Source organism: Leifsonia sp. AK011 (assembly GCF_013410945.1).
GTDB lineage: Bacteria > Actinomycetota > Actinomycetes > Actinomycetales > Microbacteriaceae > Rhodoglobus.
This window is the reverse complement of the sequence record NZ_JACCCH010000001.1, coordinates 826,192-848,559: the sequence shown is the minus strand read 5'-3', so window position 1 is coordinate 848,559 and position 22,368 is coordinate 826,192. Positions and strand designations below refer to the sequence as shown.

The window sequence follows — 22,368 nt, the reverse complement described above, 5'->3', positions numbered from 1 at the left end:
GACGCTGCGCGCGCTGAGGAATGAGGCGGTCGCGCTAGTTCAGACGTGCGCGTGGTCACCAAACATCCGCGCGCCGGGCAAGGCCTGCCGCCGCATGGCTCCCGGGCAAGCGAAAGGGCCGCGACCAGATGGTCGCGGCCCTTCGCTGTGCTGCTACTTAGTCAGCAGCGGTGTAGGTGTTGTCCTCACCGTACTGGTAAATACCGATGGTCGCCTCAGTCGGGTCGCCGACCTCGTCGAACGTGATCGGGCCGGAGATGCCGTCGTAGTCCGCGACGCCACCATCGTTGATGATGTCGGCGCACTCTGCGAACGTGGTGCACTTCGTGCCGTCACCCGAACCACCCGAGACCTCCTGCAGCTTCGCGGCGACCTCGACGGGGTCCGTCGAGCCTGCTGCGAGCGATGCGAGAGCGAGGAGGATGACCGCGTCGTAGGACTCGGCCGCGTAGCTGAACTCGGTGAGCTCTTCGTTGCCCTCGCCGACCCAGAAGTCGTTGAGGCCAGAAGTGAAGTCACCCAGGGTGTCGATCGACAGGCCCGGGAGGGTTCCCTTGGCGCCCGCGAGGGTGCCTGCCGGGAACTGGTCACCGAAGTTGGCCAGGTTGCCATCAACGAAGTACAGCTTGTCGGCCGGGAAGCTCGAGACGATCTCGGGGATCATCGTCGCAACTTCCTCGAACGTGATCAGTGCGATCGCGTCGGGGCTGGCCGCGAGGACCTCGCTGATCTGGGCCGAGAAGTTCGTGTCACCCGTGTTGTAGGTGACCTCGGAGACGACCTCGCCACCGGCAGCCTCGAAGGCTTCCTTGGTGAACGACGCAAGACCGGTGCCGTACGAGTCGTTCAGCACGATCATGCCGAGCGTCTCGTTGCCGTCCTCGGCGATCAGGTTTCCGAGAACCTCACCCTGCAGAACGTCAGAGGGAGCGGTACGGAAGTACAGGCCCTTGTCGTCGTACGTGGTGAACTCGGCCGACGTGTTGGCCGGCGAGAACTGGATGACGTTGGCGCCAACGACCTGGTCGATGAACTGCAGCGACGTACCGGACGAAGCGGCACCGATGATGGCACCGACGCCCTCGCCGAGCAGACGCGGGATCTCGGTCTCGTAGGCCTTGTTGTCGGTGTCACCCGAGTCACCCTGGGTGAGCTCGATCGTGATGCCCTTGGCAGCCTCGTTGACCTCGGCTGCTGCGTACTCGGTGCCCGCGATCTCGGGCGGGCCGAGGAATGCGAGGTTACCGGTGACGGGCAGTGCCGTGCCGACCTTGAACGTCAGGTCGCCAGCGGGGGCCCCGCCCTCCTCGGTCGGCGCGCAGCCGCTCAGGACAAGCGCGGTCGCGCCGAGCAGTGCGACGCCGCCAACGACGACGCGCGTCTTGCGCGAGCCGGAGGCTGTGGAAAATACACCCATGATGCTCCTTGGTGATAGGACGATGCGCATGGCGATGCCATGCATGTCCTGCAACCGTATGCATGGAATGGGGCTGGCACAATACAAGGGTGTTACGACCCTGTAACGCACCCGAATCGTTACATTCCGTTACCCGGAAACGCACGGAAGTGGCGTTGGGCGCGTTCCCAACGCCTCACCACGATGGGGGCCGGATCAGTTGAGCCGCTCGAACGTGTTGTCGCGCTTTCCCACGTAGATTCCGACAACAGCGCCGGTCGGGTCGCCGTTGTCGGCGAACGCGATACTGCCGCTGAGTCCGTCGTAGTCGGCGACACCCGTCTCGGCGATCGAGGCGGCGCAGGCTGAGAACGTGGCACACGGCACCGCGCCCTCAGCTCCGCCCGAGACATCCTGAATGGCACCCGCGATGTCCCGACCCGCCGTGCTGTTGGCCTCGAAGGATGCCAGGGCCAGCAGTACCACCGCGTCGTAGGTCTCCACGGCATACGTCAGATCGGTGACTCCCGCATCGATGGTGCGGATCCTGTCGGCAAAGCCGTCGATGGCGTAGGGGTTCACTCCAGCGCGCGTGACGGTGGTGCCGAGCAACGCGCCCTCCGGCAGGTCGGCGGAGTAGTCGCGCGGGGTGGGCAGCGCGAAGAACAGTTCGTTGGAGGCGAAGCCAGCACCCTCCAGCGTGGTCACGGCCTGCGGGAGGTCACGCGAGACGACGGCGACGGCATCCTGCGTGTCCGGCGTGAGGCCGAGGGAGCCGGCGTCGATGCTTGCTCCCTCTCCGAGAACGGTGCTCGACGTCACCTTGACATCGAGGCGCTGCAGATCGGTCGTAATGGCCGAGACGAGCGGCTCTGCGCAGCCGCCCTCCGTGGCGACCACACCTGCGGTCTTCGCGCCGCTGTCGGCGATCTGCTGCGCGAGGGCCGCGCTCTGCAGCGTGCACGGCGCGGAGGTGCGCCAGTAGAAGCCCTCGTCGTCGAAGGCGCTGAAATCGGTGGCGTCGTTGCCCGGCGAGACCAGCGGCACACCGGCCGCGATGACGCTGGCGATGATCGTGCGGGAGACCCCGTTGGAGATCGGCCCCACGAGAGCGTCGACGCCCAGGTCGAGGAGCTCTGTCGTGGAGGTCTGGCCGATGTTGTTGGAGACGTCGCCGGCATCCCGGAACTCGGCACTGACCGTGATGGGGAAGCCCGCCGAGTTGATGTCGTCGACGGCGAGTTGTACCGCTGCGCGCGAGGCCGGGCCCGCGTAGTCGATCGAGCCGGTGTCGGGAACGAGCGCTCCGATGGAGAGCTCGAGGGGCCCACGCACGGGCTGTGTGGGCTTCTCCTCCGGCGTGGGGGCGCAGCCCGCGACAAGCAACGTCAGGGCAACGGCGGACACGACAAAGGTCATTCGCACGCGAATCGGCTTCACCTTCAGCTCACTTTCCGGGCCACGGCGAGTGCGACGCCGAAACCCTGCCCTACACCCTACCGGGGCAGGGTGTCGGGGTCCGGCGAGCACAGGTGGGGCCGGCTCAGGTGAGCTCGGGAGCTGCCTCCACCTTGCTCGAACGCCCCCGGGTGAACATGTCCACGGTGAGGATCGCGAGAGCGATCCACACGATGCCGAATCCCAGCCAGCGCTCCGGGGGCATGGCCTCGTGCAGCAGCCAGACGCCGATGATGAGCTGGAGGATCGGGGCCAGGTACTGCACGAGGCCGAGGTACACGAGGGGAAGCCGACGAGCAGCTGCCGCGAACAGCAGTAGTGGGATCGCGGTCAGCACGCCGACGCTCAGCATCACGACCGTATGCAGGGGCGAGATCGTGCCGATCGTGAGCCCCGTGGTCACCTGCATGACCACGAGCGCGACGAGGGCCAGGGGCGCGAGCACGAGCGTCTCCATGGTCAGGCCGCCGATGGCATCCGCCTTGGGCCCGACGTGTTTCTTGACGAGCCCGTAGAGCCCGAAGCTGAACGCGAGGCTCAGGGCGATCCATGGGAAGGAGCCGTACCCGATCGCGAGAACGAGTACGGCGATCGCGCTCACGCCGACGGCGACCCACTGGAGTGGGCGCAGCTTCTCGCGCAGCACGAGGACGCCGAGCAGCACGGTGACGATCGGATTGGTGAAGTAACCGAGAGATGCCTCGACAACGTGCCCGTTGACGGTCGCCCAGATGAAGACCGACCAGTTGACCAGGATGAACACGGCGGCGAGCGCGAGGGCGCCGGTGGTGCGCCGGTCGCGCGCCAGTGCGGCGAAGCGACCCCAGCCGCGAGTGACGGTCAGCAGCAGCGCGCAGAAGACGAGCGAGAACACGATCCGCCACGCCACGATCTCGACGGGCCCCGAGCTGATGAGCAAGACGAAGGCGAGGGGGAGGATGCCCCAGAGGAGGTAGGCCGAGACCGCGTAGGCGAGACCGGAGCCGGTGACCCGGTCTGGGGTGGGGGGAGCTGATGTCACTGCCTCAGCCTAGGCGTGCGGCGGAACGCACAAGGGCCCGGGGCGAACCCCGGGCCCTCTTCGGCAGGATGTTGCCGAAATTCTGCGCTAACGAGTGCTAGCGGACAACGACCGCGAGAACGTCGCGAGCCGACAGCACCAGGTAGTCCTGGCCGTCGTACTTCACCTCGGTGCCACCGTACTTGGAGTAGATGACCTTGTCGCCCACGGCGATGTCGAGGGGAACGCGGTTTCCGTTGTCATCGATGCGGCCGGGGCCCACGGCGACGACCTCGCCCTCCTGGGGCTTCTCCTTGGCAGTGTCAGGGATGACCAGGCCCGAGGCCGTGGTCTGCTCTGCCTCGACCTGCTGGATGACGATGCGATCTTCGAGCGGCTTGATGGACACCGACACGGCGTACCTCTTTCTGAAAAACTCTGGCTTCTGAGAAACTCTGGCTGGCACACTCACTGCGAGAGTGCCAGAACCACTATAGAGGTTCGTTGGCACTCGTTCAACGTGAGTGCCAACGTTTCAGCCCACACCGATGCCGACGGCGCTGTAGCGTCGAGGGATGGATGCATCGGAGCTGCGCGAGATCCTTTCGCTCGACGGACTCCGCCTGCTGGACGAGCTGCCACCCTGGGACACCACTGCGGACGTTGTGCGCACCGTGTCCGCCCTGCGGAAGGCCGGACATGCACCCGGCCTCGTCGCCGCAGTGCTCGGCCAGTCCCGCCTGCGGTCCCGTGCGCGCGCCAAGTTCGGGCCCTTCGCCGACCGCATGCTCTTCACCGAGGCCGGCCTCGAGCAGGCAACGCGGCTCTCGGTGGCCGCGCAACACGCCGGGCGGTTCCAGCGCGCGGGCATTACGTGGGTGGCCGACCTGGGATGCGGCATCGGCGCGGACGCGATGGCCCTGGCATCCCTCGACCTCGAGGTCACGGCGGTCGAACGCGACGAGGTCACGGCCGCGGTCGCCGCGTACAACCTCGCCCCGTGGTCCAACGCCAGGGTCGAGCAGGCGAATGCGGAGGACGCCGACCTCGCGGGCATCGGCGGCGTCTACCTCGACCCGGCCCGCCGCGACGGCTCCCGGCGCCTCACCGACCCCGCCGACTGGTCCCCGTCCCTCGACTTCGCCTTCGATGTCGCCGCGCGGTACCCGACAGGGGTGAAGCTCGGTCCCGGCATCGACCGCGAGCTGATCCCCGACGATGCTGAGGCCCAGTGGGTGTCGGTGGATCGCGACGTTGTGGAGTTGGGGCTCTGGTTCGGCGTGCTCGCGCGGCCGGGCATCCGTCGGTCTGCTCTCGTGATCGGCAGTCACGGCGCCGCAGAGCTGACAGCTGAGGCCGACAGCCCCGACGAGGGCGTCGGCGCTCTCGGCGAGTACCTCTACGAACCGGACGGTGCCGTCATCCGCGCGCGCCTGATCGGCGACCTCGCGCGCAGCCTGGACGGCCGGATGCTCGCCCCCACGATCGCGTACATCACGGCCGACACCGCCATCGAGACGCCATTCGCGTCAGCCTTCCGCGTCGTGGCGGAGTTTCCCCTGGACCAGCGTGCACTCAAGCGGGAGATCGCGTCCCGGGGCATCGGAACACTCGAGATCAAGAAGCGCGGGGTCGACATCGATCCCGCCGCGTTCCGCACCGCGCTCGCCCCGAAGGGTGACGGGTCGGCGACGCTGTTCCTCACCCGTGTGGGGTCAGGACGTCGTGCGATCCTCGCCGAGCGCGTGAGTCACGAACCTCAGTAGTTGTAGCTCGAGCTCGAGGCGGCGATCACCCAGAACGCGACCCAGAACAGGAGCGTCAGAACCGCGATGCCGATTCCCACATAGCCGGTGATGAGACCCGTGAGCCAGAACCCCTTCGCGTAGGGCTGGCGGCGCTGGCCGAGGTGACCCGTGATGACGGCCGCCACCGAGATGAGAAGACCCCAGCCGAAGAAGAGGATGCCAACGATGCCGAGCACCATCGAGGTGATCGAGAGCCCCTGGGCCGGACCAGCCGGCTGGGCGGAATACGCCTGGGCGGGGTAGCCGGGCTGAGCTGCGTAGCCGGGCTGGGCAGGGTAGCCAGGCTGGGCAGGGTAGCCGGGTTGGGCTGCGTAGCCGGGCTGGACGGGCGGTGGCACCGCCGCCGCGGGAGCGCCATAGGCGGGCGCGGCAGGAGCGGGCGCGGCAGGTGCGGGCTCGACGGGAGGAGCCGCTCCCACGGGCGCGGCGGGCGGCGTCTCCACCGGAGGAACGACGGGCGAGTCGTTCAGATCTGCGGGAGGCGTGGGAATGGGGGGAACCGTGTCGTCGGAGTCAGCCATGATCCGACCCTACAACGCAGAAAGGGGCCGCGCCGAGGCGCGACCCCTTTCTGGTAGGGCTCAGTAGCTGGAGTAGCCGGAGTTCGCGGCGGCGAAGATCAGGATGCCCCAGAAGATCCACGCGATGATCCAGCCGAGGACGCCCAGGTATCCGACCACGAGGCCGATGATGGCGAGGACCCTGCCCTGCTCACCGGTCTTCTTGATCTGGTTGAGGGCAATGTGACCCGTGATGACGCCGACGATGCTGATCCAGAGAACAGAGGTGACGAGCGAGACGATCGAGAGAACGTTCCACTTCGCTGCCGGGGCTGCAGGTGCCGGCGTGTAGGCCGGGGGCGTGGGTTCTGACATGATGATGCTCCTTTTGAGATGATCCGTAACGGCGGCCCCATCGTGGCAGTCCGCCTTGCGCACTGTCAACACGCGTCTCCGCGTGTTACTGCTTCACCAGGAACCCGATCAGGCCTGGACGACAGTCACGGGGAGGGTGGAGTCGGCCCCGAAATCGAGTCCGGATGGCGCCCGCCCAGCCATCACGAGCTGCGCCCCGATCGTCGCGATCATCGCGCCGTTGTCGGTGCAGAGGTCGAGCGGCGGTATGCGTAGCTCGACTCCCGCGGCAGCACATCTCTCCTGTGCGACTTGGCGCAGCCGGGCATTCGCCACAACCCCTCCGCCAAGGAGGAGGCGAGGCACCCCGAGGTCGGCGCAGGCGGCGAGCGCCTTCGTGAGCAGCACGTCGACGACGGCCTCTCGGAAGCTCGCGGCGACATCGGCGATCGGCACGTCGGCCCCGGCATCCTGTTCGCGTTCCACCCAGCGGGCAACAGCGGTCTTGAGTCCGGAAAACGAGAAGTCGTAACGGTGCTTCTCCATGTCCTTGGGCAGGCTGAGTCCGCGTGGGAAGCGGATCGCCGTCGGGTCGCCGCCCACGGCCGCACGGTCGATCTCCGGGCCGCCAGGGTAGGGAAGGCCGAGCAACCGCGCGACCTTGTCGAAGGCCTCACCGGCCGCGTCGTCGATCGTCTCGCCGAGCAGCTCGACATCGTCGAGGAGATCGCGAACGAGCAAGAGTGACGTGTGACCGCCGGACACGAGAAGCGCGACCGTTGGGTACTCGAGAGCGTCGGGGCCCGAGAGCAGGTCGGCACCCACGTGACCGACAAGGTGATTGACGGCGTAGAGGGGTTTGTCGAGTGAGACGGCGAGCGCCTTCGCCGCGCCCACTCCGACCATGAGCGCTCCGGCGAGGCCGGGACCGCTCGTGACCGCGATCGCATCGAGGTCCTCGAGCTCGACACCCGCGTCATCCAAGGCCTGTCGAAGAGTGGGGACCATCGCCTCGAGGTGGGCACGCGCGGCCACCTCCGGCACCACTCCCCCGTACCTCGCCTGCTCGTCCATGGAGGAGGCGATCACGTTCGCGAGGAGGTCGGTGCCGCGGACGATGCCCACACCCGTCTCATCGCAGCTCGTCTCGATGCCGAGGACAAGTTTGCTCATGCGAGGCTCACCTCGGGCTCGGGGATGGTCAGTCGCATGACGATCGCATCCACATCATCGGGCTGGTAGTACCGGGGGCGCACTGCGATGCCCTCGAAGCCGAGGGATTCGTACAGCGCCTGCGCTCCGGGGTTGTCGGCGCGCACCTCGAGGAAGATCTCGCGCGCTCCGCGCTGGCGCGCCTCGTCGATGAGACTCAGCATGAGGGTGCGCCCGAGACCGTGACGGCGGGCGGCTGGCACCACCGCGATGGTCTGGATATCCGCCTGCGGCTCACGCAGGGGCGCCCGGAGCCCCGCGTACGCGTCGATGCGCCCGGGTTCTCCCACGGGGAAGGCAACGAGGTAGTACCCGTGGCGGTCGGAGACCTCGGCCACCATGGACTCGCGGGACCAGGCATCCGTTCCGAAGAGGTCGTGCTCGATCGCCATGAGTGCGTCAACGTCATCCGCGGTGGCGCGGCGCAGCTGCCAGGTCATCCCGTCACCCGCTTCGGGCCGGTGGAGATCGTGACGTCGGGCGAGCGCAGGTAGAGCGGCTCGTCCGGCGGGAAGGCGCGACCCGCGACGTACCAGGCCTCCGCCAGCAGGCCGAGGGATGCCGCGCTCACCTCGCTCGCCGCGATGAGGGTGTGCCCGGCCGGTGCCGTGAAGCCCTCGACCTTGGCGAGGGCGGGACCAGCCGTGCGGATCGGGAGGCCCGCGGCATCCGTTCCGTCGTAGACGGAGTAGAAGACCTCGCGACGGCGGGCGTCGGTCGTGACCACAATCGGCTCGTCGTGACCGAAGGCGATCGCGTCGTGGCTGGGCACGGGCACGAGCGGCTTGCCCGCGCCGAAGGCGAAGGCGCGGGCCGCGGCGATGCCCACACGCAGGCCGGTGAAGGGCCCAGGACCCATGCCCGCGACGACACCGGACAGGGCGGTTACGGCGATCCCCGACTCGTCGAGGCACTCGCGGAGCAGCGAACCCACGAGCTCGGCGTGACCGCGCGGGTCCGCGCTCGAGCGCTCGGCGAGAATGCCGAGATCACGGTCGACGACCGCGACGGAGGTTCCCGCCGAGGTATCAATGGCCAGGAGCATCCCAGCTCACCCCCTCCCATCGCGGGCCCACGCCCGTGATGCTAACCGTGCGTGGCTCGACCTCATCAGCATCGTCGCCGCCGTGCGGACGCTCGATGTCGACACGCAGCCACGAATCGGTGATGCCGTCGAGGAGCCCGTCGCCCCACTCGACCACAACGATGGACCCGGCGAAGTCGAGATCGAGGTCGTCGAGCTCCACGGCGCTGCGCAGGCGGTAGGCGTCGACATGCACGAGCGGCGCGGCGTTCTCGCGCGGGTGTGTCCTCGCAAGAACGAACGTGGGGCTCGTGACGGCACCGCGCACTCCCAGCGCCTCACCGAGCCCGCGGGTGAGCGTCGTCTTTCCCGCCCCGAGCTCGCCGTTGAGCATGATGAGATCGCCGGCGGCCACGCGCTCTGCGATCGCCGCACCGAGCGCAGCCATCGCCTCGGGGGTGGAGATGGTGAGCACGTCGGTCACACGTACTCCCTGCGCACGCGTTGCCCGATCCGCGTGACGATCTCGTAGTTGATGGTTCCGGCAGCGAGCGCCCACTCGTCGGCGCTCGGCACGCCCGTCGCGGGGTCGCCGAAGAGGGTGACGCGATCACCCGTGGCGACGGCGTCATCACCCACGTCGATCACGAACTGGTCCATCGCGATGGTGCCCGCGACCCGGTAGGTGACGCCGTTGATCGAAACGGGTCCGCGCCCCGACGCGCTGCGCGGCACACCATCGGCGTAGCCGAGGGGCACGAGCGCGAGCGTCGTCTCGCCCGCCGTCCGGTACCGGAAGCCGTAGGACACACCCTGGCCCGGCGGCACGCGCTTCGTGGAGGCGACCGTGGTCGAGAGCGTCATCGCAGGGGTCAGGCCGAGATCGTGCGACGTCGCGTCGCCGAAGGGCGAGAGGCCGTAGCATCCGATTCCGAAGCGCACCATCGTGAAGCGCGCCTCCGGCAGGCGAAGGGATGCCGCGGTCGCGGCCAGGTGCACAAGCTCCGGTTCCACACCCGAGGCAGCCACCACGTCGAGAGCAGCCGCGAAACGTGCAACCTGCTCGAGGTCGGCCTCCTCGCCAGCGTTGGAGAGATGGCTCCACACTCCGCGCACGCGCACCCTTCCAGCGCGCTCGTGCGCTGCCGCCGCGGCGACGAGCGCCGGCCAGTCCTCCGGAGTGGCTCCGCTGCGCCCGAGTCCCGTGTCGACCTTCAGATGGATACCCACGGCGGGCGTGAGCGATGCGATGGCCTCGAGCTGGACGAGTGAGCTGACGCCGAGGTCGATGTCACGGAGGACAGCGAGGGGGAACGTGGCATCCGTCTCGTGGAGCCAGGCGAGGATGGGCGCTTCGATGCCCGCCTCGCGCAGCTCGAGAGCCTCCTCGATGGTGGCGACACCGAGCCAGTCGGCGCCACCCTCGAGAGCCGCTCGCGCTGACGGAACCGCGCCGTGACCGTAGCCGTCAGCCTTGACGACCGCCATCGAGGTTATGCGACCGCTTGCCGCGCGCAGGGTCTCGACGTTGCGGGAGATCGCGCCGAGGTCGATCGTCGCGAGCCGACTCATGACTCGGCCACCACGTACGCGATCGCGATGCCGGCGTCGTGGCTCATGGAGAGGTGGATCGCCCTGATGCCACGGGCGTCGGCGATCGCACGGGTCGAGTCCTGCAGCTGGAACTCGGGGTTGCCGAGCGGGTCGTTGACGACGCGCATGTCGTGCCACTGCACGCCCGTGGAGTCGCCAAGGGCCTTGATGAGCGCCTCCTTGGCGGCGAAGCGCCCAGCGAGCGAGCGCAGTGGCATGGGCTGACCGTCTTTCAGTTGTTCGCTGGGGGCGAACAAGCGGTCGATAAGGGTCGGGGTGCGGACGAGTGCCCGCTCGAAGCGGGCGAGGTCCACGACATCAACGCCGATACCCACGATCACGAGTTACTCCACGGTGACGGACTTCGCGAGGTTGCGGGGCTGGTCCACGTCGAGACCCTTCGCGTCCGCGAGCTCCATGCCGAAGATGTGCAGGGGCACCACCGCGAGCAGGGGCTCGAAGAGGCTACCGGCGAGGGGAATCGGGATGACCTCGTCGGCGAAGGGGAGCACCGCGGCATCCCCCTTCTCGGCGATGGCGATCACGCGGGCACCGCGAGCACGGATCTCCTGGATGTTGGAGACGACCTTCGGATGCAACGACAGCGGGTCACGCGGAGACGGAACGATCACGAACACCACCTGGCCCGGCTCGATCAGGGCGATCGGACCGTGCTTGAGCTCGCCGGCGGCGAAGCCCTCGGCGTGGATGTAGGCGAGCTCCTTGAGCTTGAGTGCGCCCTCCATCGCGATGGGGTAACCGACGTGACGACCGAGGAAGAGCACGGACTGCGTGTCCGTCATCCAGTGGGCGAGCTGACCGACCTGCGACTGGGCGACCTCGATGACCTCGGCGAGCTTCTCGGGCACGGACTGGAGCTCGGCGACGTTCTCCCGGATGGCCTCGTCGGAGAGGGTGCCGCGCACCTTCGCGAGGTGCAGGCCGATGAGGTAAAGCGCGGTGACCTGGGCGACGAACGCCTTGGTCGAGGCGACCGCGACCTCGGGACCGGCGTGCGTGTAGACGACCGCGTGAGATTCGCGCGGGATGGTCGCGCCCTGGGTGTTGCACACTGAGAGCAGGTGGGCCTTCGACTTGTCGTGCACGTACTTGACCGCCATGAGCGTGTCCATGGTCTCGCCCGACTGGCTGATCGAGATCACGAGCGTGCGCTCGGTGAGGATCGGGTCGCGGTAGCGGAACTCGTGCGACAGCTCGACGTCGACGGGGATGCGCGACCACTGCTCGATCGCGTACTTGCCGAGCATCCCGGCGTAGGCGGCCGTGCCGCAGGCGATGATCACGATGCGGTCGATGTCCCCCAGCGCCTCGTCACCGATCGGCGCGAGCTCCTCGAGGTTGACGAGGCCGTCGTGGGTGCGGCCGAGGATCGTGTTGGCGACAGCCTCGGGCTCCTCGCTGATCTCCTTGGCCATGAAGCTCGACCAGCCGCCCTTCTCGCTGGCCGAGGCATCCCACTTGATCTCGAACTCGTCGGTCTCGACCGTGTTGCCGTCGAAGTCGGTGACGACCACGGAATCCGGGCGGATAGTCACGATCTGGTCCTGGCCGATGGCCACGGCCCGACGCGTGAACTCGACGAAGGCCGCGACATCCGACCCGAGGAAGTTCTCGCCGTCACCGAGACCGATGACGAGCGGGGAGTTGCGGCGAGCGCCGACGACAACGCCAGGCTGGTCCTCGTGCATGACGAGCAGGGTGAACGCACCGTCGAGGTGCGCGACGACCGAACGCAGCGCCTCCGTGAGGTCGCCCGTCTCCTCGTAGGCACGCCCGACAAGAAGGGCTGCAACCTCGGTGTCGGTCTCGCTCGTGAAGGTGGCGCCGGTCTCGAGTAGGCCCTGCTTCAGCGTGGCGAAGTTCTCGATGATGCCGTTGTGGATGAGGGCGAGCTTGCCGTCAGCCGAGAGGTGCGGATGCGCGTTCCTGTCGGTGGGGCCGCCGTGGGTTGCCCAGCGAGTGTGCCCGATGCCTGTGCTGCCGTTACCGAGCGGTCGCATCTCGAGGTCGTCGACGAGCACCTGGAGCTTGCCGGCGCGCTTGCGGGTGCCGATCTGGCCCGACTCGTCGAGCACGGCGACACCGGCGGAGTCGTACCCCCGGTACTCGAGGCGCTTGAGGCCCCCGAGGAGCACCTCGAGACTCTTGTTGTCACCGACGTAGCCCACGATTCCACACATGGGGTCGATTGTAGTTCTCGCACGGCGAAGAACCCTGCGTGGAGGCCTGTCACTAGGATTGGGCCGATGTCTGAGCCCTCCGCACCCAGCGGCCACCTCTCCCCCTTCCTCGAGATCGACCGCGCGGAATGGTCGGCGCTCGCGCCCCGCATGCAGACCACGCTCACCCAGACGGAGATCGTCGAACTCCGTGGCCTGGGCGACCAGCTCGACCTCGTCGAGGTGGAGGAGGTCTACCTCCCGCTGTCGCGGCTACTCAATCTCTATGCGGAGGGCGCGCAGCAGCTGCACGACGTGACGACGACGTTCCTCGGTGCCTCCTCGCGGCGCACACCGTTCGTCATCGGCATCGCCGGCTCGGTTGCGGTGGGCAAGTCGACGGTCGCGAGGCTTCTCCGCGAGCTCCTTGCGCGATGGGAGGGCACTCCCCGAGTCGAACTCGTCACTACCGACGGCTTCCTCTACCCCAATGCCGAGCTGGAGCGCCGTGGACTCATGGAGCGCAAGGGCTTCCCGGAGTCCTACGACCGGCGGGCACTCTTGCGCTTCGTCAGTCGCGTGAAGGCCGGCGAAAGCGACGTCAAGGCGCCCTTCTACTCCCACCTCGCGTACGACATCGTCCCGGACGCCGAGGTCACCGTGAACTCCCCCGACGTGCTCATCGTCGAGGGCCTCAACGTGCTCCAGCCCGCCGCACCCGGGCGCCACCTCGCCGTGAGCGACCTGTTCGACTTCAGCATCTACGTGGATGCCCGCACGAGCGACATAGAGAAGTGGTACGAGGAACGCTTCCTCTCCCTGCAGCGGGGCGCGTTCTCCAACCCCCTGTCGTTCTTCCACCGGTTCGCGTCGCTGACCGAGGAAGAAGCACGCGCCCGTGCTGCCCAGATCTGGGCATCCATCAACGAGCCGAACCTCGTGGAGAACATCCTGCCGACCCGCCCGAGGGCCTCACTCGTGCTGCGCAAGGGCAGCAACCACGCGGTGCACAGCGTGCTCCTGCGCAAGTAGTTCCTGTCGCGCGCCCCACTCTCGCCGAGTGTTCCGATATGGCTCCCATTTCGGCTGTTTTGGCAGCCATATCGGAACACTCGGCGTTAGTGGGGCGGCCAGCGCCACGCGCTAGGGGAGGGTTGGCGTGAGACCTACAGCGCGAGGCGCTCTCGCACGATCTCGGCGAGCTCGCCAGCCACCTCGTCCGCGATGGACTGATCGGATGCCTCGACCATGACGCGCACCATGGGCTCCGTGCCCGACGGCCGCAACAGCACTCGACCGGAGTCGCCCAGACGCTCCGTCGCGACCTGCACGGCCGCGGCGATCACCTCGTCGGACCCGAGGGCGCGGTGGTCGACACCGCGCACGTTGATGAGCACCTGCGGGTAGACGGTCATCGCGGATGCCAGCTCCCGCAACGTCTTTCCCGTGCGAGCCAGCTCGGCCGCCAGGTGCAGCCCCGTGAGGATGCCGTCGCCCGTGGTGGCGTACTTCGTCATGATGACGTGACCGGACTGCTCGCCACCGAGGCTGAGCCCGTGCTCAGCAAGGGCCTCGAGCACATACCGGTCACCGACGGCCGTCTCGAGCATCGTGATGTCGTGCTCGGCCATCGCGCGCCGCAAGCCCAGGTTGCTCATGACCGTGGCCACGAGGGTGCGATCGGTGAGCACCCCGCGCTCGGCCATCGACAGGGCGAGGATCGCCATGATCTGGTCACCGTCGACGACGTTGCCCTCGGCGTCGACGGCGAGGCAACGGTCTGCATCGCCATCGTGGGCGATGCCGAGGTCGGCACCGTGGGCCACCACTGCTGCCTGCAGCGGCTCGAGGTAGGTCGATCCGACGCCGTCATTGATGTTGATGCCGTCGGGGTCTGCACCGATCACGGTCACGCGAGCGCCCGCATCCGTGAACACCTGTGGGGACACGCCCGCCGCAGCTCCGTGGGCGCAGTCGATCACGACGTGGAGGCCATCGAGACGGTGCGGAAGAGTCGAGAGCAGATGCACGATGTAGCGGTCCTCGGCATCCGAGAACCGTCGGATGCGACCGACATCGGCACCGGTCGGTGCGAGCTTCGGGGCCGCGAGCGCAGCCTCGATGCGATCCTCGACCTCGTCGGGCAGCTTGGTGCCGCCGGTCGCGAAGAACTTGATGCCGTTGTCGGGCGCCGCGTTGTGGGATGCCGAGATCATCACGCCGAGGTCGGCCTTGAAGTCGCCCACCAGGAACGCCGCAGCCGGGGTCGGCACAACGCCGGCGTCGTACACGTCAACGCCGGAACTCGCGAGCCCTGCGGCCACGGCGGCCGCGAGGAATTCTCCGGAGACCCGTGGGTCCCTGGCGATGACGGCGATCGGGCGTCGGCCGGAGGCGCGGCGGCCATCGGCCACCCGCCCCTTGCCGAGCACGACGGCAGCCGCCTGGGCAAGGCCCAGGGCAAGCTCGACCGTCAGGTCGGAGTTCGCGAGACCGCGAACCCCGTCCGTACCGAAAAGACGAGGCATTATTGCCCGCGAAGCTTTAGCGCTTCGAGAACTGCGACGCCTTGCGGGCCTTCTTGAGACCGGCCTTCTTGCGCTCGATGACGCGTGCGTCACGAGTGAGGAAGCCCGCCTTCTTGAGCGGTGCACGGTTGTTGTCGCGGTCGATCTCGTTGAGCGAGCGGGCGATCGCGAGACGCAGTGCGCCGGCCTGGCCCGAGGGGCCACCACCGGTGATGCGCGCGGTCACGTCGTACGCACCGAGCAGGTCGAGGACCTTGAACGGGTCGTTGATGAGCTGCTGGTGCAGCTTGTTGGGGAAGTACTCGGCGAGCTCGCGACCGTTGACGGTCGCCTTGCCGGTACCGGGGACGATGCGCACGCGCGCGATCGCCTCCTTGCGACGACCGACGGCTGCGCCGGGCACGTTGAGCACTGCGCGCGGCGCCTTGGGTGCCTCAGAGGCTGGGGTCTCGGTCGTGAAGCTGTCGCCGACGATCTCAGCTGAGTTCTCGGAGATGGAATCCTGAATGCTGGCCACTGTAATAAGTCCTTTGGGTTTCGCTGGCGCTACTGAGCGACCTGGGTGAGGGTGTACGGCTTCGGCTGCTGTGCAGCGTGGGGGTGCTCAGCACCCGCGTAGACCTTCAGCTTGGTCAGCTGGGCCCGGCCGATCGAGTTCTTGGGGAGCATTCCACGGATGGCCTTCTCAACGGCGCGCGTGGGGTGCTTCTCGAGGAGCTCGGAGTACGTGGTGGCGGTGAGGCCGCCCGGGTAACCCGAGTGACGGTACGCCTTCTTCTGCGCCAGCTTGGAGCCGGTGAGGGCAACCTTCTCGGCGTTGATGATGATGACGAAGTCGCCCATGTCCATGTGCGGAGCAAAGGTCGGCTTGTGCTTGCCGCGCAGGAGCGTGGCAGCGTGGCTGGCGAGGCGACCGAGAACGATGTCGGTCGCGTCGATGATGACCCACTCCCGCTGTGCGTCTTCGGGCTTGGGTGAATAGGTACGCGTCACAGTAGTGCTGCTTTCCGTTGATCGAGTGAGGTGTTCGTGAATCCCGCTCCGGTGGGGAGTTCCGACTCGATGAGTGAGGAACGCCCCGGTGGAGGGCTCATGATCGGGCGCGAGCGGCAGAGCCGCAAGACACCAAGGGTCAAGCTTAGGTTAAGCGGGGTGACCGGTCAACCTGATCGTCGTCCCGGCGAGCGCGGGTCTGGGATGCCCGTGCCTCCAGCTCCTCGTCGGGCGGGTAGCCGACCTCCACGAGGGTGAGTCCCTGTGCTGGCATCACCTTGAACTCGCTCGTGCGCTCGGCCTCCTCGCGGATGCCGAGCATCCTTCCATCGGGGAGCCTCCCCTCACCGATCGCGACACCGGCCCCCACCAGCGCGCGGACCATGCTGTGACAGAACGCGTCAGCCTGGAGATACGCGGTTATGACACCGTCGGGACCCCGCGACCAGCGGAAGTCCTGAAGTTCGCGGATTGTTGTCGCTCCCTCGCGCGGACGGCAGTAGGCCGCCCAGTCGTGGAGGCCGAGGAGTTCCCGGGCCGCGGTGTTCATCGCGTCGACGTCGAGCTCCGACGGGTACCAGGTCGTGAAGAGCCGATGAAGCGGATTGCGCTCGGCCGCGGCATCCGCGATGCGGTACTCGTAGCGGCGCCAGATGGGCGAGAAGCGCGCGTCGAATCCTGGCGCGGCGAAGGATGCCGACCGCACGACGACATCCGAGGAGAGGCCCGCAATCCCGTTCAGCCGTCTGGCGAGGGCCGCAGCAGGCTCGGGCGCTGGCCTACCGCCGTGGGGCTTCGACAGGCGCTCGATCTGGCTCGGACCGAGATCGAGGTGGGCCACCTGTCCGGTGGCGTGAACTCCGGCATCCGTTCGACCGGCGACCGTGAGCAGCGGGGGCTCGCCATCCCGCTGGAAGACCGTTGCCAGCGCCTCCTCGAGCACGCCCTGCACGGTCCGCAGGGTCGGCTGCCGCGCCCATCCGGCGAACTTCGTGCCGTCGTAGGCGAGGTCCAGCCGCAGGCGCTGAGTGGGCTCGTCCGTCACGGTTGCCCAGCGTAGTCTTGGTGCGGCCACGACCATGAGCACGACGACCTCCCTCCCTCGCACTGCAGCGACCCCGGGCACCCCGGCGTCGCTCCCTCGCGTACGCCTCGCCGGTCTCGACGGGCTTCGTGCCATCGCGGTCATCGCCGTGATCGTCTACCACTTCGTGCCGAGCGCTGCGGTCGGCGGCTACGTCGGTGTCGACGTCTTCTTCGTCATCAGCGGATTCCTCATTACGGGGCTGCTGCTGCGCGAGCACCATGCCACCGGTCGCATCAACCTGCGCGCCTTCTGGGGCAGACGTGCGCGTCGCCTCCTCCCCGCCCTCGCCATCGTCGTCGCCGCGTGCGGCACGTGGGCCCTGTTCGTCGGCGGTGACGTCCTCGTCGGGCTGGGGCGGCAGGTACTCGGCGCCGCGACATTCAGCAGCAACTGGCTGTACGTCTCGGCGGGAACCAACTACTTCGACGGCACAGCACCCGAACTCTTCAGGAACCTCTGGTCACTCGCGGTCGAGGAGCAGTTCTACCTCGTGTGGCCCGGGGTGTTCCTCCTCCTGTTGCTGCTCCCCCGGCGGTGGGCACGCGTCGCCGTGATCGGCGCCCTGGCCGTGGCATCCGCGCTTGCGATGGCGCTCCTCGCTCCCGCCAGCGGCGACGCGACTCGCGTCTACTACGGCACCGACACCCATGCCTTCGGGCTGGCGATCGGTGCCGGGCTCGCGATGCTCCTGGTCGGCCGGTTCACGCCCTCCGTTACACCCACCGGACGACGGTGGATCACGCAGCTCTGGGCCCTCGTTGGCGCCCTTGCCGTTGGGCTCATCGTGATCATCGCTGTCACCATGCCGGCCGACGATCCCGTGGTCACCCGAGGCGGGCTCCTCGCGGTGTCGGTCCTCACCGCGGTGGCGATCACCGGTTCCACGCGCGCCGGGTCCTGGCTGGGTGCGGGGCTCGACATCCTCCCGCTGCGCTGGGTCGGCGAGCGCTCCTACGGGCTCTACCTGTGGCACTGGCCGGTGCTCGTGCTACTTACGGCGTCAGTGGCGAAGGATGCCGCGTGGTGGATCGTGCCCGTGGGCGCGCTGGTCATCACGACCACCGCCGCGACACTCTCCTACCGCTTCGTCGAGACGCCCATCCGACGCGTGGGTTTCCGTGCCTTCGTCGTTCCCCCGGGGAGGCTGCTCGTCGCCGGCTCGGCCATCGCACTCGCTGCGGCCCTCACCATCACGGCGACGACCCTCGATCCGGGCGAGAGCTCGGCCCAGCGGGCCATCGCGGAGGGGCAGGCTGCCGTCGCGGCCGCAGCTGCCAGGGCGGCCGAGACGCGGACCGCGCCGAGCGCGGCGGATGAGCCGGCGCAGCTGCTCACGGGTGATCAGGTGTACGCGATCGGCGACTCGGTAATGCTCGCCGCAGCGCCGTGGCTGCAGGAGAAGCTTCCCGGCATCCTCATCGACGCCGAGGTCTCGCGCTCCATGTTCGTGGCACCGAGCCTTGTGCAGGCTGCTGTCGATTCCGGCACCATGCGGCCCATCCTCGTGCTCGGTCTCGCCACGAACGGCGACGTGGACCGCGAAGACCTTGAGGAGGTGCTCGACATCCTCGGCCCTGACCGCCTGCTCGTCGTCGTGAACGGCCAGGCGCCGCGCGACTGGATCCCCATCGGCAACAAGGTCGTCGAGGACTTCGCCCGCGCCGAGCGCGACGTGGAACTCGCCAATTGGCACGCGGCGATCGCTCCGCGCATTGATGAACTCGCGAGCGACGAGGTTCACCCCGGCGGACCGATCAGCGGCGGCATCTATGTGGGCGCCGTATCGGATGCACTGCAGCGGCTCTCCGAACTGCCCCCTCGAATCGACGATGCCAACACGCCATCACTGAACCGCGCGATCTGACCGGCTTAACGCAGGAACCCCGCCACGAGGGCGGGGTTCCCGGTGATGCTTGTCGTGCGTGGCGCTACTTGGCGTCCTCGGCGGGCGTCTCTGCCTCGACCTCAGCGTCAGCGTCAGCAACCTCGTCGGCGACCGTCTCGTTCTCGACGTCGGGAGTGGACTCCTCGACCTCGGCTGCGGACCCGTCGGCGGCCTCGTCCTCGACAGGCTCGTCGACCGGTGCCTCGACGACGGGGGCAGCCTTGGTGGAGACCTTGCTGCTCTTCGCCTTCGGCTTGACGGGCTCGAGAACGAGCTCGATCTGGACCATGGGGGCGTTGTCGCCCTTACGGAAGCCGAGCTTGGTGATGCGGGTGTAGCCACCCTCGCGGTGCTCGACGAGCGGCGCGATCTCCGTGAAGAGCTCGTGCACGACCGTCTTGTCGCCGATCACGGCGAGCACGCGGCGACGCGCGTGCAGGTCGCCGCGCTTGGCGAACGTGATGAGCCGCTCGGCGACGGGGCGGAGGCGCTTGGCCTTCGTCTCGGTCGTCTTGATGCTCTTGTGGGTGAACAGGGCAGCGGCGAGGTTCGCGAGCAGCAGGCGCTCGTGGGCCGGCCCTCCGCCGAGGCGGGGTCCCTTGGTGGGTGTAGGCATGGTGTCGTTTCTCCAGTACTAAATACGCTGCGGCGCGGGCCTAGGCGTTGGTCTCGTCGTCGTCGTAGCCGCCGTAGAAGTGGGCGCCGTCGAAGCCGGGCACGCTGTCCTTGAGGGACAGACCCATCTCGACCAGCTTGTCCTTGACCTCATCGACCGACTTCTGTCCGAAGTTGCGGATGTTCATGAGCTGCGTCTCCGACAGGGCGACGAGCTCACTCACGGTGTTGATGCCCTCGCGCTTGAGGCAGTTGTAGCTGCGCACAGACAGGTCGAGGTCCTCGATCGGCATGCTCAGCTCGCTCGAGAGCACCGCGTCGACGGGCGCCGGGCCGATCTCGATGCCCTCTGCAGCAACGTTGAGCTCGCGAGCCAGACCGAACAGCTCAGTGAGCGTGCGACCGGCGGACGCGACGGCGTCGCGCGGCGTGATGGCGGACTTGGTCTCGACATCCACGACCAGGCGGTCGAAGTCGGTGCGCTCACCGGCGCGAGTCGCCTCGACGCGGTAGGTCACCTTGAGGACGGGCGAGTAGATCGAGTCGATCGGGATCTGGCCGGCCTCGCTGAACTCGCTGCGGTTCTGCGTCGCGGAGACGTAACCACGTCCACGCTCGATGGTCAGTTCGAGCTCGAACTTGGCCTTCTCGTTGAGCGTGGCGATGACGAGCTCGGGGTTGTGGATCTCCACACCGGCGGGAGCCGAGATGTCGGCTGCCGTGACCTCGCCAGCACCCTGCTTGCGCAGGTACGCGGTGATGGGCTCGTCGTGCTCGCTCGAGACGACCAGGTTCTTGATGTTCAGGATGATCTCGGTGACATCCTCCTTGACACCGGGAACGGTGCTGAACTCGTGCTGAACACCGTCGATACGGATGCTCGTAACCGCAGCACCGGGGATCGACGACAGGAGGGTACGACGCAGCGAGTTGCCGAGCGTGTAGCCGAAGCCGGGCTCGAGGGGCTCGATCACGAACCGTGAACGGAACTCGGAGATGTTCTCTTCAGCAAGGGTGGGGCGCTGTGCAATGAGCACTGGTGAATCCTTTCGGCTAGGTGTCCGCTATTTGACACCTGGGTTCGACGAGTGGCTGGCCCGTCGGTCTGTTGAGTTGTCTGCCGGAGCCGTATCGATGGAACATCTCAACGACACCAGCGCCGACGGGGGCTGGGCCCCCGTCGGCTTGAAGCTGGTGGAACTTAGACGCGGCGCCTCTTGGGCGGGCGGCATCCGTTGTGCGCCTGCGGGGTCACGTCGTTGATCGAGCCGACCTCGAGGCCAGCGGCCTGGAGCGAACGGATCGCGGTCTCGCGACCGGAGCCCGGACCCTTGACGAAGACGTCGACCTTCTTCAGGCCGTGCTCCTGCGCCTGGCGGGCAGCGGACTCAGCCGAGAGCTGGGCCGCGAACGGGGTCGACTTGCGCGAACCCTTAAAGCCGACGGTGCCGGACGAAGCCCAGCTGATGACGGCCCCGGTGGGGTCGGTGATCGTCACGATCGTGTTGTTGAACGTCGACTTGATGTGGGCCTGACCCAACGCGATGTTCTTCTTTTCCTTCTTGCGCGGCTTACGAACGGCCGACTTTGGTGCTGCCATGGTGTTCTCCTAAAACCTGTATGGCGACGCCGTTGGGGTTAACCCAGCGACTATCGGGCCTTCTTCTTGCCTGCAACGGTGCGCTTCGGGCCCTTGCGGGTACGAGCGTTGGTCTTCGTGCGCTGTCCGTGCACGGGCAGTCCCTTGCGGTGACGGATGCCCTGGTACGAACCGATCTCGACCTTGCGGCGGATGTCAGCAGCGACCTCGCGGCGCAGGTCACCCTCGACCTTGAAGTTCAGCTCGACGTAGTCGCGGAGTGCGATGAGCTGGTCGTCGGTCAGATCCTTGACGCGGATCTCTCCGCTGATGCCAGTGTCGGCGAGGGTCTTGAGTGCCCTCGTGCGGCCAACACCGTAGATGTAAGTCAGTGCGACCTCAACGCGCTTGTCGCGCGGGATGTCGACGCCGGCTAGACGTGCCATGGTGGCTTCTCCTGTGAGTGAGTGGAGGTGTGGTGCACCGCCGGTGCTCGGGCCTCCAACCCGGGGTGTCCCCCGCTCCTGGGAGCGGGATCTGGCGGTGCGGTTCTTTATTCAGTTGGAAGTTCGTGGTGCTTGGGCTTCGAGACGCGGCCCCGGCAGGGGCCGCTCCTCAGCCTTGATCGGAGCGACGCTGTGGGCGTCGCTCGCGATCAACCCTGGCGTTGCTTGTGACGCGGGTTCGACTTGCAGATCACCATGACGCGGCCGTTGCGGCGGATGACGCGGCAGTGGTCACAGATCGGCTTGACGCTGGGGTTTACCTTCATGATTTCGTTCCTTTTCGCTGTCTTCGTACCCATGGCTGTGCCACGGGACGTTACTTCTCAGCGAACGTCTACTTGTAGCGGTAGGTGATGCGGCCGCGGGTCAGATCGTAGGGGCTGAGCTCCACAACTACGCGGTCCTCAGGAAGGATCCGGATGTAGTTCTGTCGCATTTTGCCCGAGATGTGAGCGAGGACCTTGTGGCCGTTCGTCAACTCAACGCGGAACATCGCGTTGGGAAGCGCTTCGACCACCGAGCCTTCAATCTCGATGACGCCGTCTTTCTTGGCCATATCCTCTTCGTCGTTAGAAGTGTTGTTCGCTGGTCTGCGTGGGATTTGGTGCGTGGCCTCCAAGGAAGCCGCGGGCACGACAAAAACGGCCCGT

The 22,368-nt window shown here is 67.4% G+C and carries 26 protein-coding genes; 3 read left to right on the top strand and 23 right to left on the bottom strand.

The features are described from left to right. Nucleotides 1-157 precede the first annotated feature (157 nt). From HDC94_RS04255 to groES, 4 genes are all read right to left on the bottom strand, one after another. Nucleotides 158-1,417 carry an ABC transporter substrate-binding protein gene (locus HDC94_RS04255; RefSeq protein WP_179495168.1) on the bottom strand — a complete coding sequence of 420 codons (1,260 nt, stop codon included), beginning with the start codon at nucleotides 1,415-1,417 and terminating at the stop codon, nucleotides 158-160. 195 nt (nucleotides 1,418-1,612) lie between these two features. Next, complete coding sequence (locus HDC94_RS04250; protein WP_257021738.1) at nucleotides 1,613-2,815, bottom strand: ABC transporter substrate-binding protein; 1,203 nt, start codon at nucleotides 2,813-2,815, stop codon at nucleotides 1,613-1,615. Nucleotides 2,816-2,939: 124 nt separating this feature from the next. Next, a complete protein-coding gene (gene rarD, locus HDC94_RS04245; RefSeq protein ID WP_179495164.1) occupies nucleotides 2,940-3,875 on the bottom strand; it encodes an EamA family transporter RarD in 936 nt (311 codons plus the stop codon). Between the two features lie 97 nt (nucleotides 3,876-3,972). Next, on the bottom strand, nucleotides 3,973-4,269 hold the full coding sequence (gene groES / locus HDC94_RS04240) for a co-chaperone GroES (RefSeq protein WP_179495162.1): 297 nt from the start codon (nucleotides 4,267-4,269) through the stop codon (nucleotides 3,973-3,975). Between the two features lie 160 nt (nucleotides 4,270-4,429). Between groES and HDC94_RS04235 the strand changes: the two genes are divergently transcribed. Beyond that, a complete protein-coding gene (locus HDC94_RS04235; RefSeq protein ID WP_179495160.1) occupies nucleotides 4,430-5,620 on the top strand; it encodes a class I SAM-dependent methyltransferase in 1,191 nt (396 codons plus the stop codon). Here the strand turns inward: HDC94_RS04235 and HDC94_RS04230 are convergent. From HDC94_RS04230 to glmS, 9 genes are all read right to left on the bottom strand, one after another. Then, the gene (locus tag HDC94_RS04230) at nucleotides 5,614-6,183 is read right to left on the bottom strand and encodes a DUF4190 domain-containing protein (protein ID WP_179495158.1); all 570 of its coding nucleotides are present in this window, start codon (nucleotides 6,181-6,183) and stop codon (nucleotides 5,614-5,616) included. The genes HDC94_RS04235 and HDC94_RS04230 overlap by 7 nt on opposite strands. Before the next feature lie 60 nt (nucleotides 6,184-6,243). Beyond that, on the bottom strand, nucleotides 6,244-6,537 hold the full coding sequence (locus HDC94_RS04225) for a DUF4190 domain-containing protein (protein ID WP_179495157.1): 294 nt from the start codon (nucleotides 6,535-6,537) through the stop codon (nucleotides 6,244-6,246). 108 nt (nucleotides 6,538-6,645) lie between these two features. Continuing rightward, nucleotides 6,646-7,689 carry a tRNA (adenosine(37)-N6)-threonylcarbamoyltransferase complex transferase subunit TsaD gene (tsaD, locus tag HDC94_RS04220; protein WP_179495156.1) on the bottom strand — a complete coding sequence of 348 codons (1,044 nt, stop codon included), beginning with the start codon at nucleotides 7,687-7,689 and terminating at the stop codon, nucleotides 6,646-6,648. After that, nucleotides 7,686-8,168: a ribosomal protein S18-alanine N-acetyltransferase gene (rimI, locus tag HDC94_RS04215; RefSeq protein ID WP_179495155.1), complete on the bottom strand. Its 483-nt coding sequence runs from the start codon at nucleotides 8,166-8,168 to the stop codon at nucleotides 7,686-7,688. The genes tsaD and rimI overlap by 4 nt, the downstream gene beginning before the upstream one ends. Then, on the bottom strand, nucleotides 8,165-8,773 hold the full coding sequence (tsaB, locus tag HDC94_RS04210; protein WP_179495154.1) for a tRNA (adenosine(37)-N6)-threonylcarbamoyltransferase complex dimerization subunit type 1 TsaB: 609 nt from the start codon (nucleotides 8,771-8,773) through the stop codon (nucleotides 8,165-8,167). Before tsaB ends, rimI begins: the two co-directional genes overlap by 4 nt. Then, nucleotides 8,757-9,200: a tRNA (adenosine(37)-N6)-threonylcarbamoyltransferase complex ATPase subunit type 1 TsaE gene (gene tsaE / locus HDC94_RS04205; RefSeq protein ID WP_179498818.1), complete on the bottom strand. Its 444-nt coding sequence runs from the start codon at nucleotides 9,198-9,200 to the stop codon at nucleotides 8,757-8,759. Before tsaE ends, tsaB begins: the two co-directional genes overlap by 17 nt. Before the next feature lie 32 nt (nucleotides 9,201-9,232). Continuing rightward, the gene (gene alr, locus HDC94_RS04200) at nucleotides 9,233-10,324 is read right to left on the bottom strand and encodes an alanine racemase (protein WP_179495153.1); all 1,092 of its coding nucleotides are present in this window, start codon (nucleotides 10,322-10,324) and stop codon (nucleotides 9,233-9,235) included. Next, entirely contained in the window at nucleotides 10,321-10,686 is a 366-nt protein-coding gene (locus HDC94_RS04195; protein ID WP_179495152.1) for a holo-ACP synthase, read from the bottom strand. Before HDC94_RS04195 ends, alr begins: the two co-directional genes overlap by 4 nt. A gap of 3 nt (nucleotides 10,687-10,689) precedes the next feature. Continuing rightward, a complete protein-coding gene (gene glmS / locus HDC94_RS04190) occupies nucleotides 10,690-12,546 on the bottom strand; it encodes a glutamine--fructose-6-phosphate transaminase (isomerizing) (protein ID WP_179495151.1) in 1,857 nt (618 codons plus the stop codon). Between the two features lie 66 nt (nucleotides 12,547-12,612). Between glmS and coaA the strand changes: the two genes are divergently transcribed. Beyond that, nucleotides 12,613-13,557 (top strand): type I pantothenate kinase, encoded by a 945-nt coding sequence (gene coaA, locus HDC94_RS04185; RefSeq protein WP_179495149.1) that lies wholly within the window; start codon nucleotides 12,613-12,615, stop codon nucleotides 13,555-13,557. Between the two features lie 134 nt (nucleotides 13,558-13,691). Here coaA and glmM read toward each other — a convergent pair whose 3' ends face one another. From glmM to truA, 4 genes are all read right to left on the bottom strand, one after another. Further along, on the bottom strand, nucleotides 13,692-15,053 hold the full coding sequence (glmM, locus tag HDC94_RS04180; protein WP_179495147.1) for a phosphoglucosamine mutase: 1,362 nt from the start codon (nucleotides 15,051-15,053) through the stop codon (nucleotides 13,692-13,694). Between the two features lie 16 nt (nucleotides 15,054-15,069). Then, nucleotides 15,070-15,570: a 30S ribosomal protein S9 gene (rpsI, locus tag HDC94_RS04175; protein WP_179495145.1), complete on the bottom strand. Its 501-nt coding sequence runs from the start codon at nucleotides 15,568-15,570 to the stop codon at nucleotides 15,070-15,072. Between the two features lie 29 nt (nucleotides 15,571-15,599). After that, nucleotides 15,600-16,046, bottom strand: coding sequence for a 50S ribosomal protein L13 (rplM, locus tag HDC94_RS04170; protein WP_179495143.1), 447 nt, complete (start codon nucleotides 16,044-16,046; stop codon nucleotides 15,600-15,602). A gap of 145 nt (nucleotides 16,047-16,191) precedes the next feature. After that, nucleotides 16,192-17,091, bottom strand: coding sequence for a tRNA pseudouridine(38-40) synthase TruA (truA, locus tag HDC94_RS04165; protein WP_308495623.1), 900 nt, complete (start codon nucleotides 17,089-17,091; stop codon nucleotides 16,192-16,194). Nucleotides 17,092-17,125: 34 nt separating this feature from the next. Here truA and HDC94_RS04160 point away from each other — a divergent pair, with 34 nt between their 5' ends. After that, nucleotides 17,126-18,997 carry an acyltransferase family protein gene (locus tag HDC94_RS04160; protein WP_179495141.1) on the top strand — a complete coding sequence of 624 codons (1,872 nt, stop codon included), beginning with the start codon at nucleotides 17,126-17,128 and terminating at the stop codon, nucleotides 18,995-18,997. Nucleotides 18,998-19,061: 64 nt separating this feature from the next. On the opposite strand, the gene rplQ is transcribed toward HDC94_RS04160, so the two are convergent. The 6 genes from rplQ to infA all read right to left on the bottom strand — a co-directional run bounded on the left by rplQ (nucleotide 19,062) and on the right by infA (nucleotide 22,274). After that, complete coding sequence (rplQ, locus tag HDC94_RS04155; RefSeq protein WP_179495139.1) at nucleotides 19,062-19,634, bottom strand: 50S ribosomal protein L17; 573 nt, start codon at nucleotides 19,632-19,634, stop codon at nucleotides 19,062-19,064. Nucleotides 19,635-19,674: 40 nt separating this feature from the next. After that, nucleotides 19,675-20,670, bottom strand: coding sequence for a DNA-directed RNA polymerase subunit alpha (locus HDC94_RS04150; protein WP_179495137.1), 996 nt, complete (start codon nucleotides 20,668-20,670; stop codon nucleotides 19,675-19,677). Between the two features lie 164 nt (nucleotides 20,671-20,834). Further along, the gene (gene rpsK, locus HDC94_RS04145) at nucleotides 20,835-21,233 is read right to left on the bottom strand and encodes a 30S ribosomal protein S11 (protein ID WP_097060182.1); all 399 of its coding nucleotides are present in this window, start codon (nucleotides 21,231-21,233) and stop codon (nucleotides 20,835-20,837) included. A gap of 50 nt (nucleotides 21,234-21,283) precedes the next feature. Continuing rightward, nucleotides 21,284-21,658: a 30S ribosomal protein S13 gene (gene rpsM / locus HDC94_RS04140; protein WP_179495135.1), complete on the bottom strand. Its 375-nt coding sequence runs from the start codon at nucleotides 21,656-21,658 to the stop codon at nucleotides 21,284-21,286. Nucleotides 21,659-21,867: 209 nt separating this feature from the next. Beyond that, a complete protein-coding gene (gene rpmJ / locus HDC94_RS04135; RefSeq protein ID WP_129072182.1) occupies nucleotides 21,868-21,984 on the bottom strand; it encodes a 50S ribosomal protein L36 in 117 nt (38 codons plus the stop codon). Between the two features lie 68 nt (nucleotides 21,985-22,052). Further along, nucleotides 22,053-22,274 (bottom strand): translation initiation factor IF-1, encoded by a 222-nt coding sequence (gene infA / locus HDC94_RS04130; protein ID WP_179495133.1) that lies wholly within the window; start codon nucleotides 22,272-22,274, stop codon nucleotides 22,053-22,055. Nucleotides 22,275-22,368 lie beyond the last annotated feature (94 nt).

Bases quoted from the DNA above. Each gene is read 5' to 3' on its own strand.
- HDC94_RS04225 (WP_179495157.1), bottom strand. From the start codon at position 6,537: ATGTCAGAACCCACGCCCCCGGCCTACACGCCGGCACCTGCAGCCCCG.
- HDC94_RS04230 (WP_179495158.1), bottom strand. From the start codon at position 6,183: ATGGCTGACTCCGACGACACGGTTCCCCCCATTCCCACGCCTCCCGCA.
- alr (WP_179495153.1), bottom strand. From the start codon at position 10,324: ATGAGTCGGCTCGCGACGATCGACCTCGGCGCGATCTCCCGCAACGTC.
- infA (WP_179495133.1), bottom strand. From the start codon at position 22,274: ATGGCCAAGAAAGACGGCGTCATCGAGATTGAAGGCTCGGTGGTCGAA.
- rpsM (WP_179495135.1), bottom strand. From the start codon at position 21,658: ATGGCACGTCTAGCCGGCGTCGACATCCCGCGCGACAAGCGCGTTGAG.
- rpsK (WP_097060182.1), bottom strand. From the start codon at position 21,233: ATGGCAGCACCAAAGTCGGCCGTTCGTAAGCCGCGCAAGAAGGAAAAG.
- glmM (WP_179495147.1), bottom strand. From the start codon at position 15,053: ATGCCTCGTCTTTTCGGTACGGACGGGGTTCGCGGTCTCGCGAACTCC.
- HDC94_RS04250 (WP_257021738.1), bottom strand. From the start codon at position 2,815: ATGACCTTTGTCGTGTCCGCCGTTGCCCTGACGTTGCTTGTCGCGGGC.
- HDC94_RS04235 (WP_179495160.1), top strand. From the start codon at position 4,430: ATGGATGCATCGGAGCTGCGCGAGATCCTTTCGCTCGACGGACTCCGC.
- tsaB (WP_179495154.1), bottom strand. From the start codon at position 8,773: ATGCTCCTGGCCATTGATACCTCGGCGGGAACCTCCGTCGCGGTCGTC.
- rimI (WP_179495155.1), bottom strand. From the start codon at position 8,168: ATGACCTGGCAGCTGCGCCGCGCCACCGCGGATGACGTTGACGCACTC.
- rpmJ (WP_129072182.1), bottom strand. From the start codon at position 21,984: ATGAAGGTAAACCCCAGCGTCAAGCCGATCTGTGACCACTGCCGCGTC.
- glmS (WP_179495151.1), bottom strand. From the start codon at position 12,546: ATGTGTGGAATCGTGGGCTACGTCGGTGACAACAAGAGTCTCGAGGTG.
- tsaE (WP_179498818.1), bottom strand. From the start codon at position 9,200: ATGGCTGCGCTCGGTGCGGCGATCGCAGAGCGCGTGGCCGCCGGCGAT.
- HDC94_RS04255 (WP_179495168.1), bottom strand. From the start codon at position 1,417: ATGGGTGTATTTTCCACAGCCTCCGGCTCGCGCAAGACGCGCGTCGTC.
- tsaD (WP_179495156.1), bottom strand. From the start codon at position 7,689: ATGAGCAAACTTGTCCTCGGCATCGAGACGAGCTGCGATGAGACGGGT.
- HDC94_RS04160 (WP_179495141.1), top strand. From the start codon at position 17,126: ATGAGCACGACGACCTCCCTCCCTCGCACTGCAGCGACCCCGGGCACC.
- rplQ (WP_179495139.1), bottom strand. From the start codon at position 19,634: ATGCCTACACCCACCAAGGGACCCCGCCTCGGCGGAGGGCCGGCCCAC.
- coaA (WP_179495149.1), top strand. From the start codon at position 12,613: ATGTCTGAGCCCTCCGCACCCAGCGGCCACCTCTCCCCCTTCCTCGAG.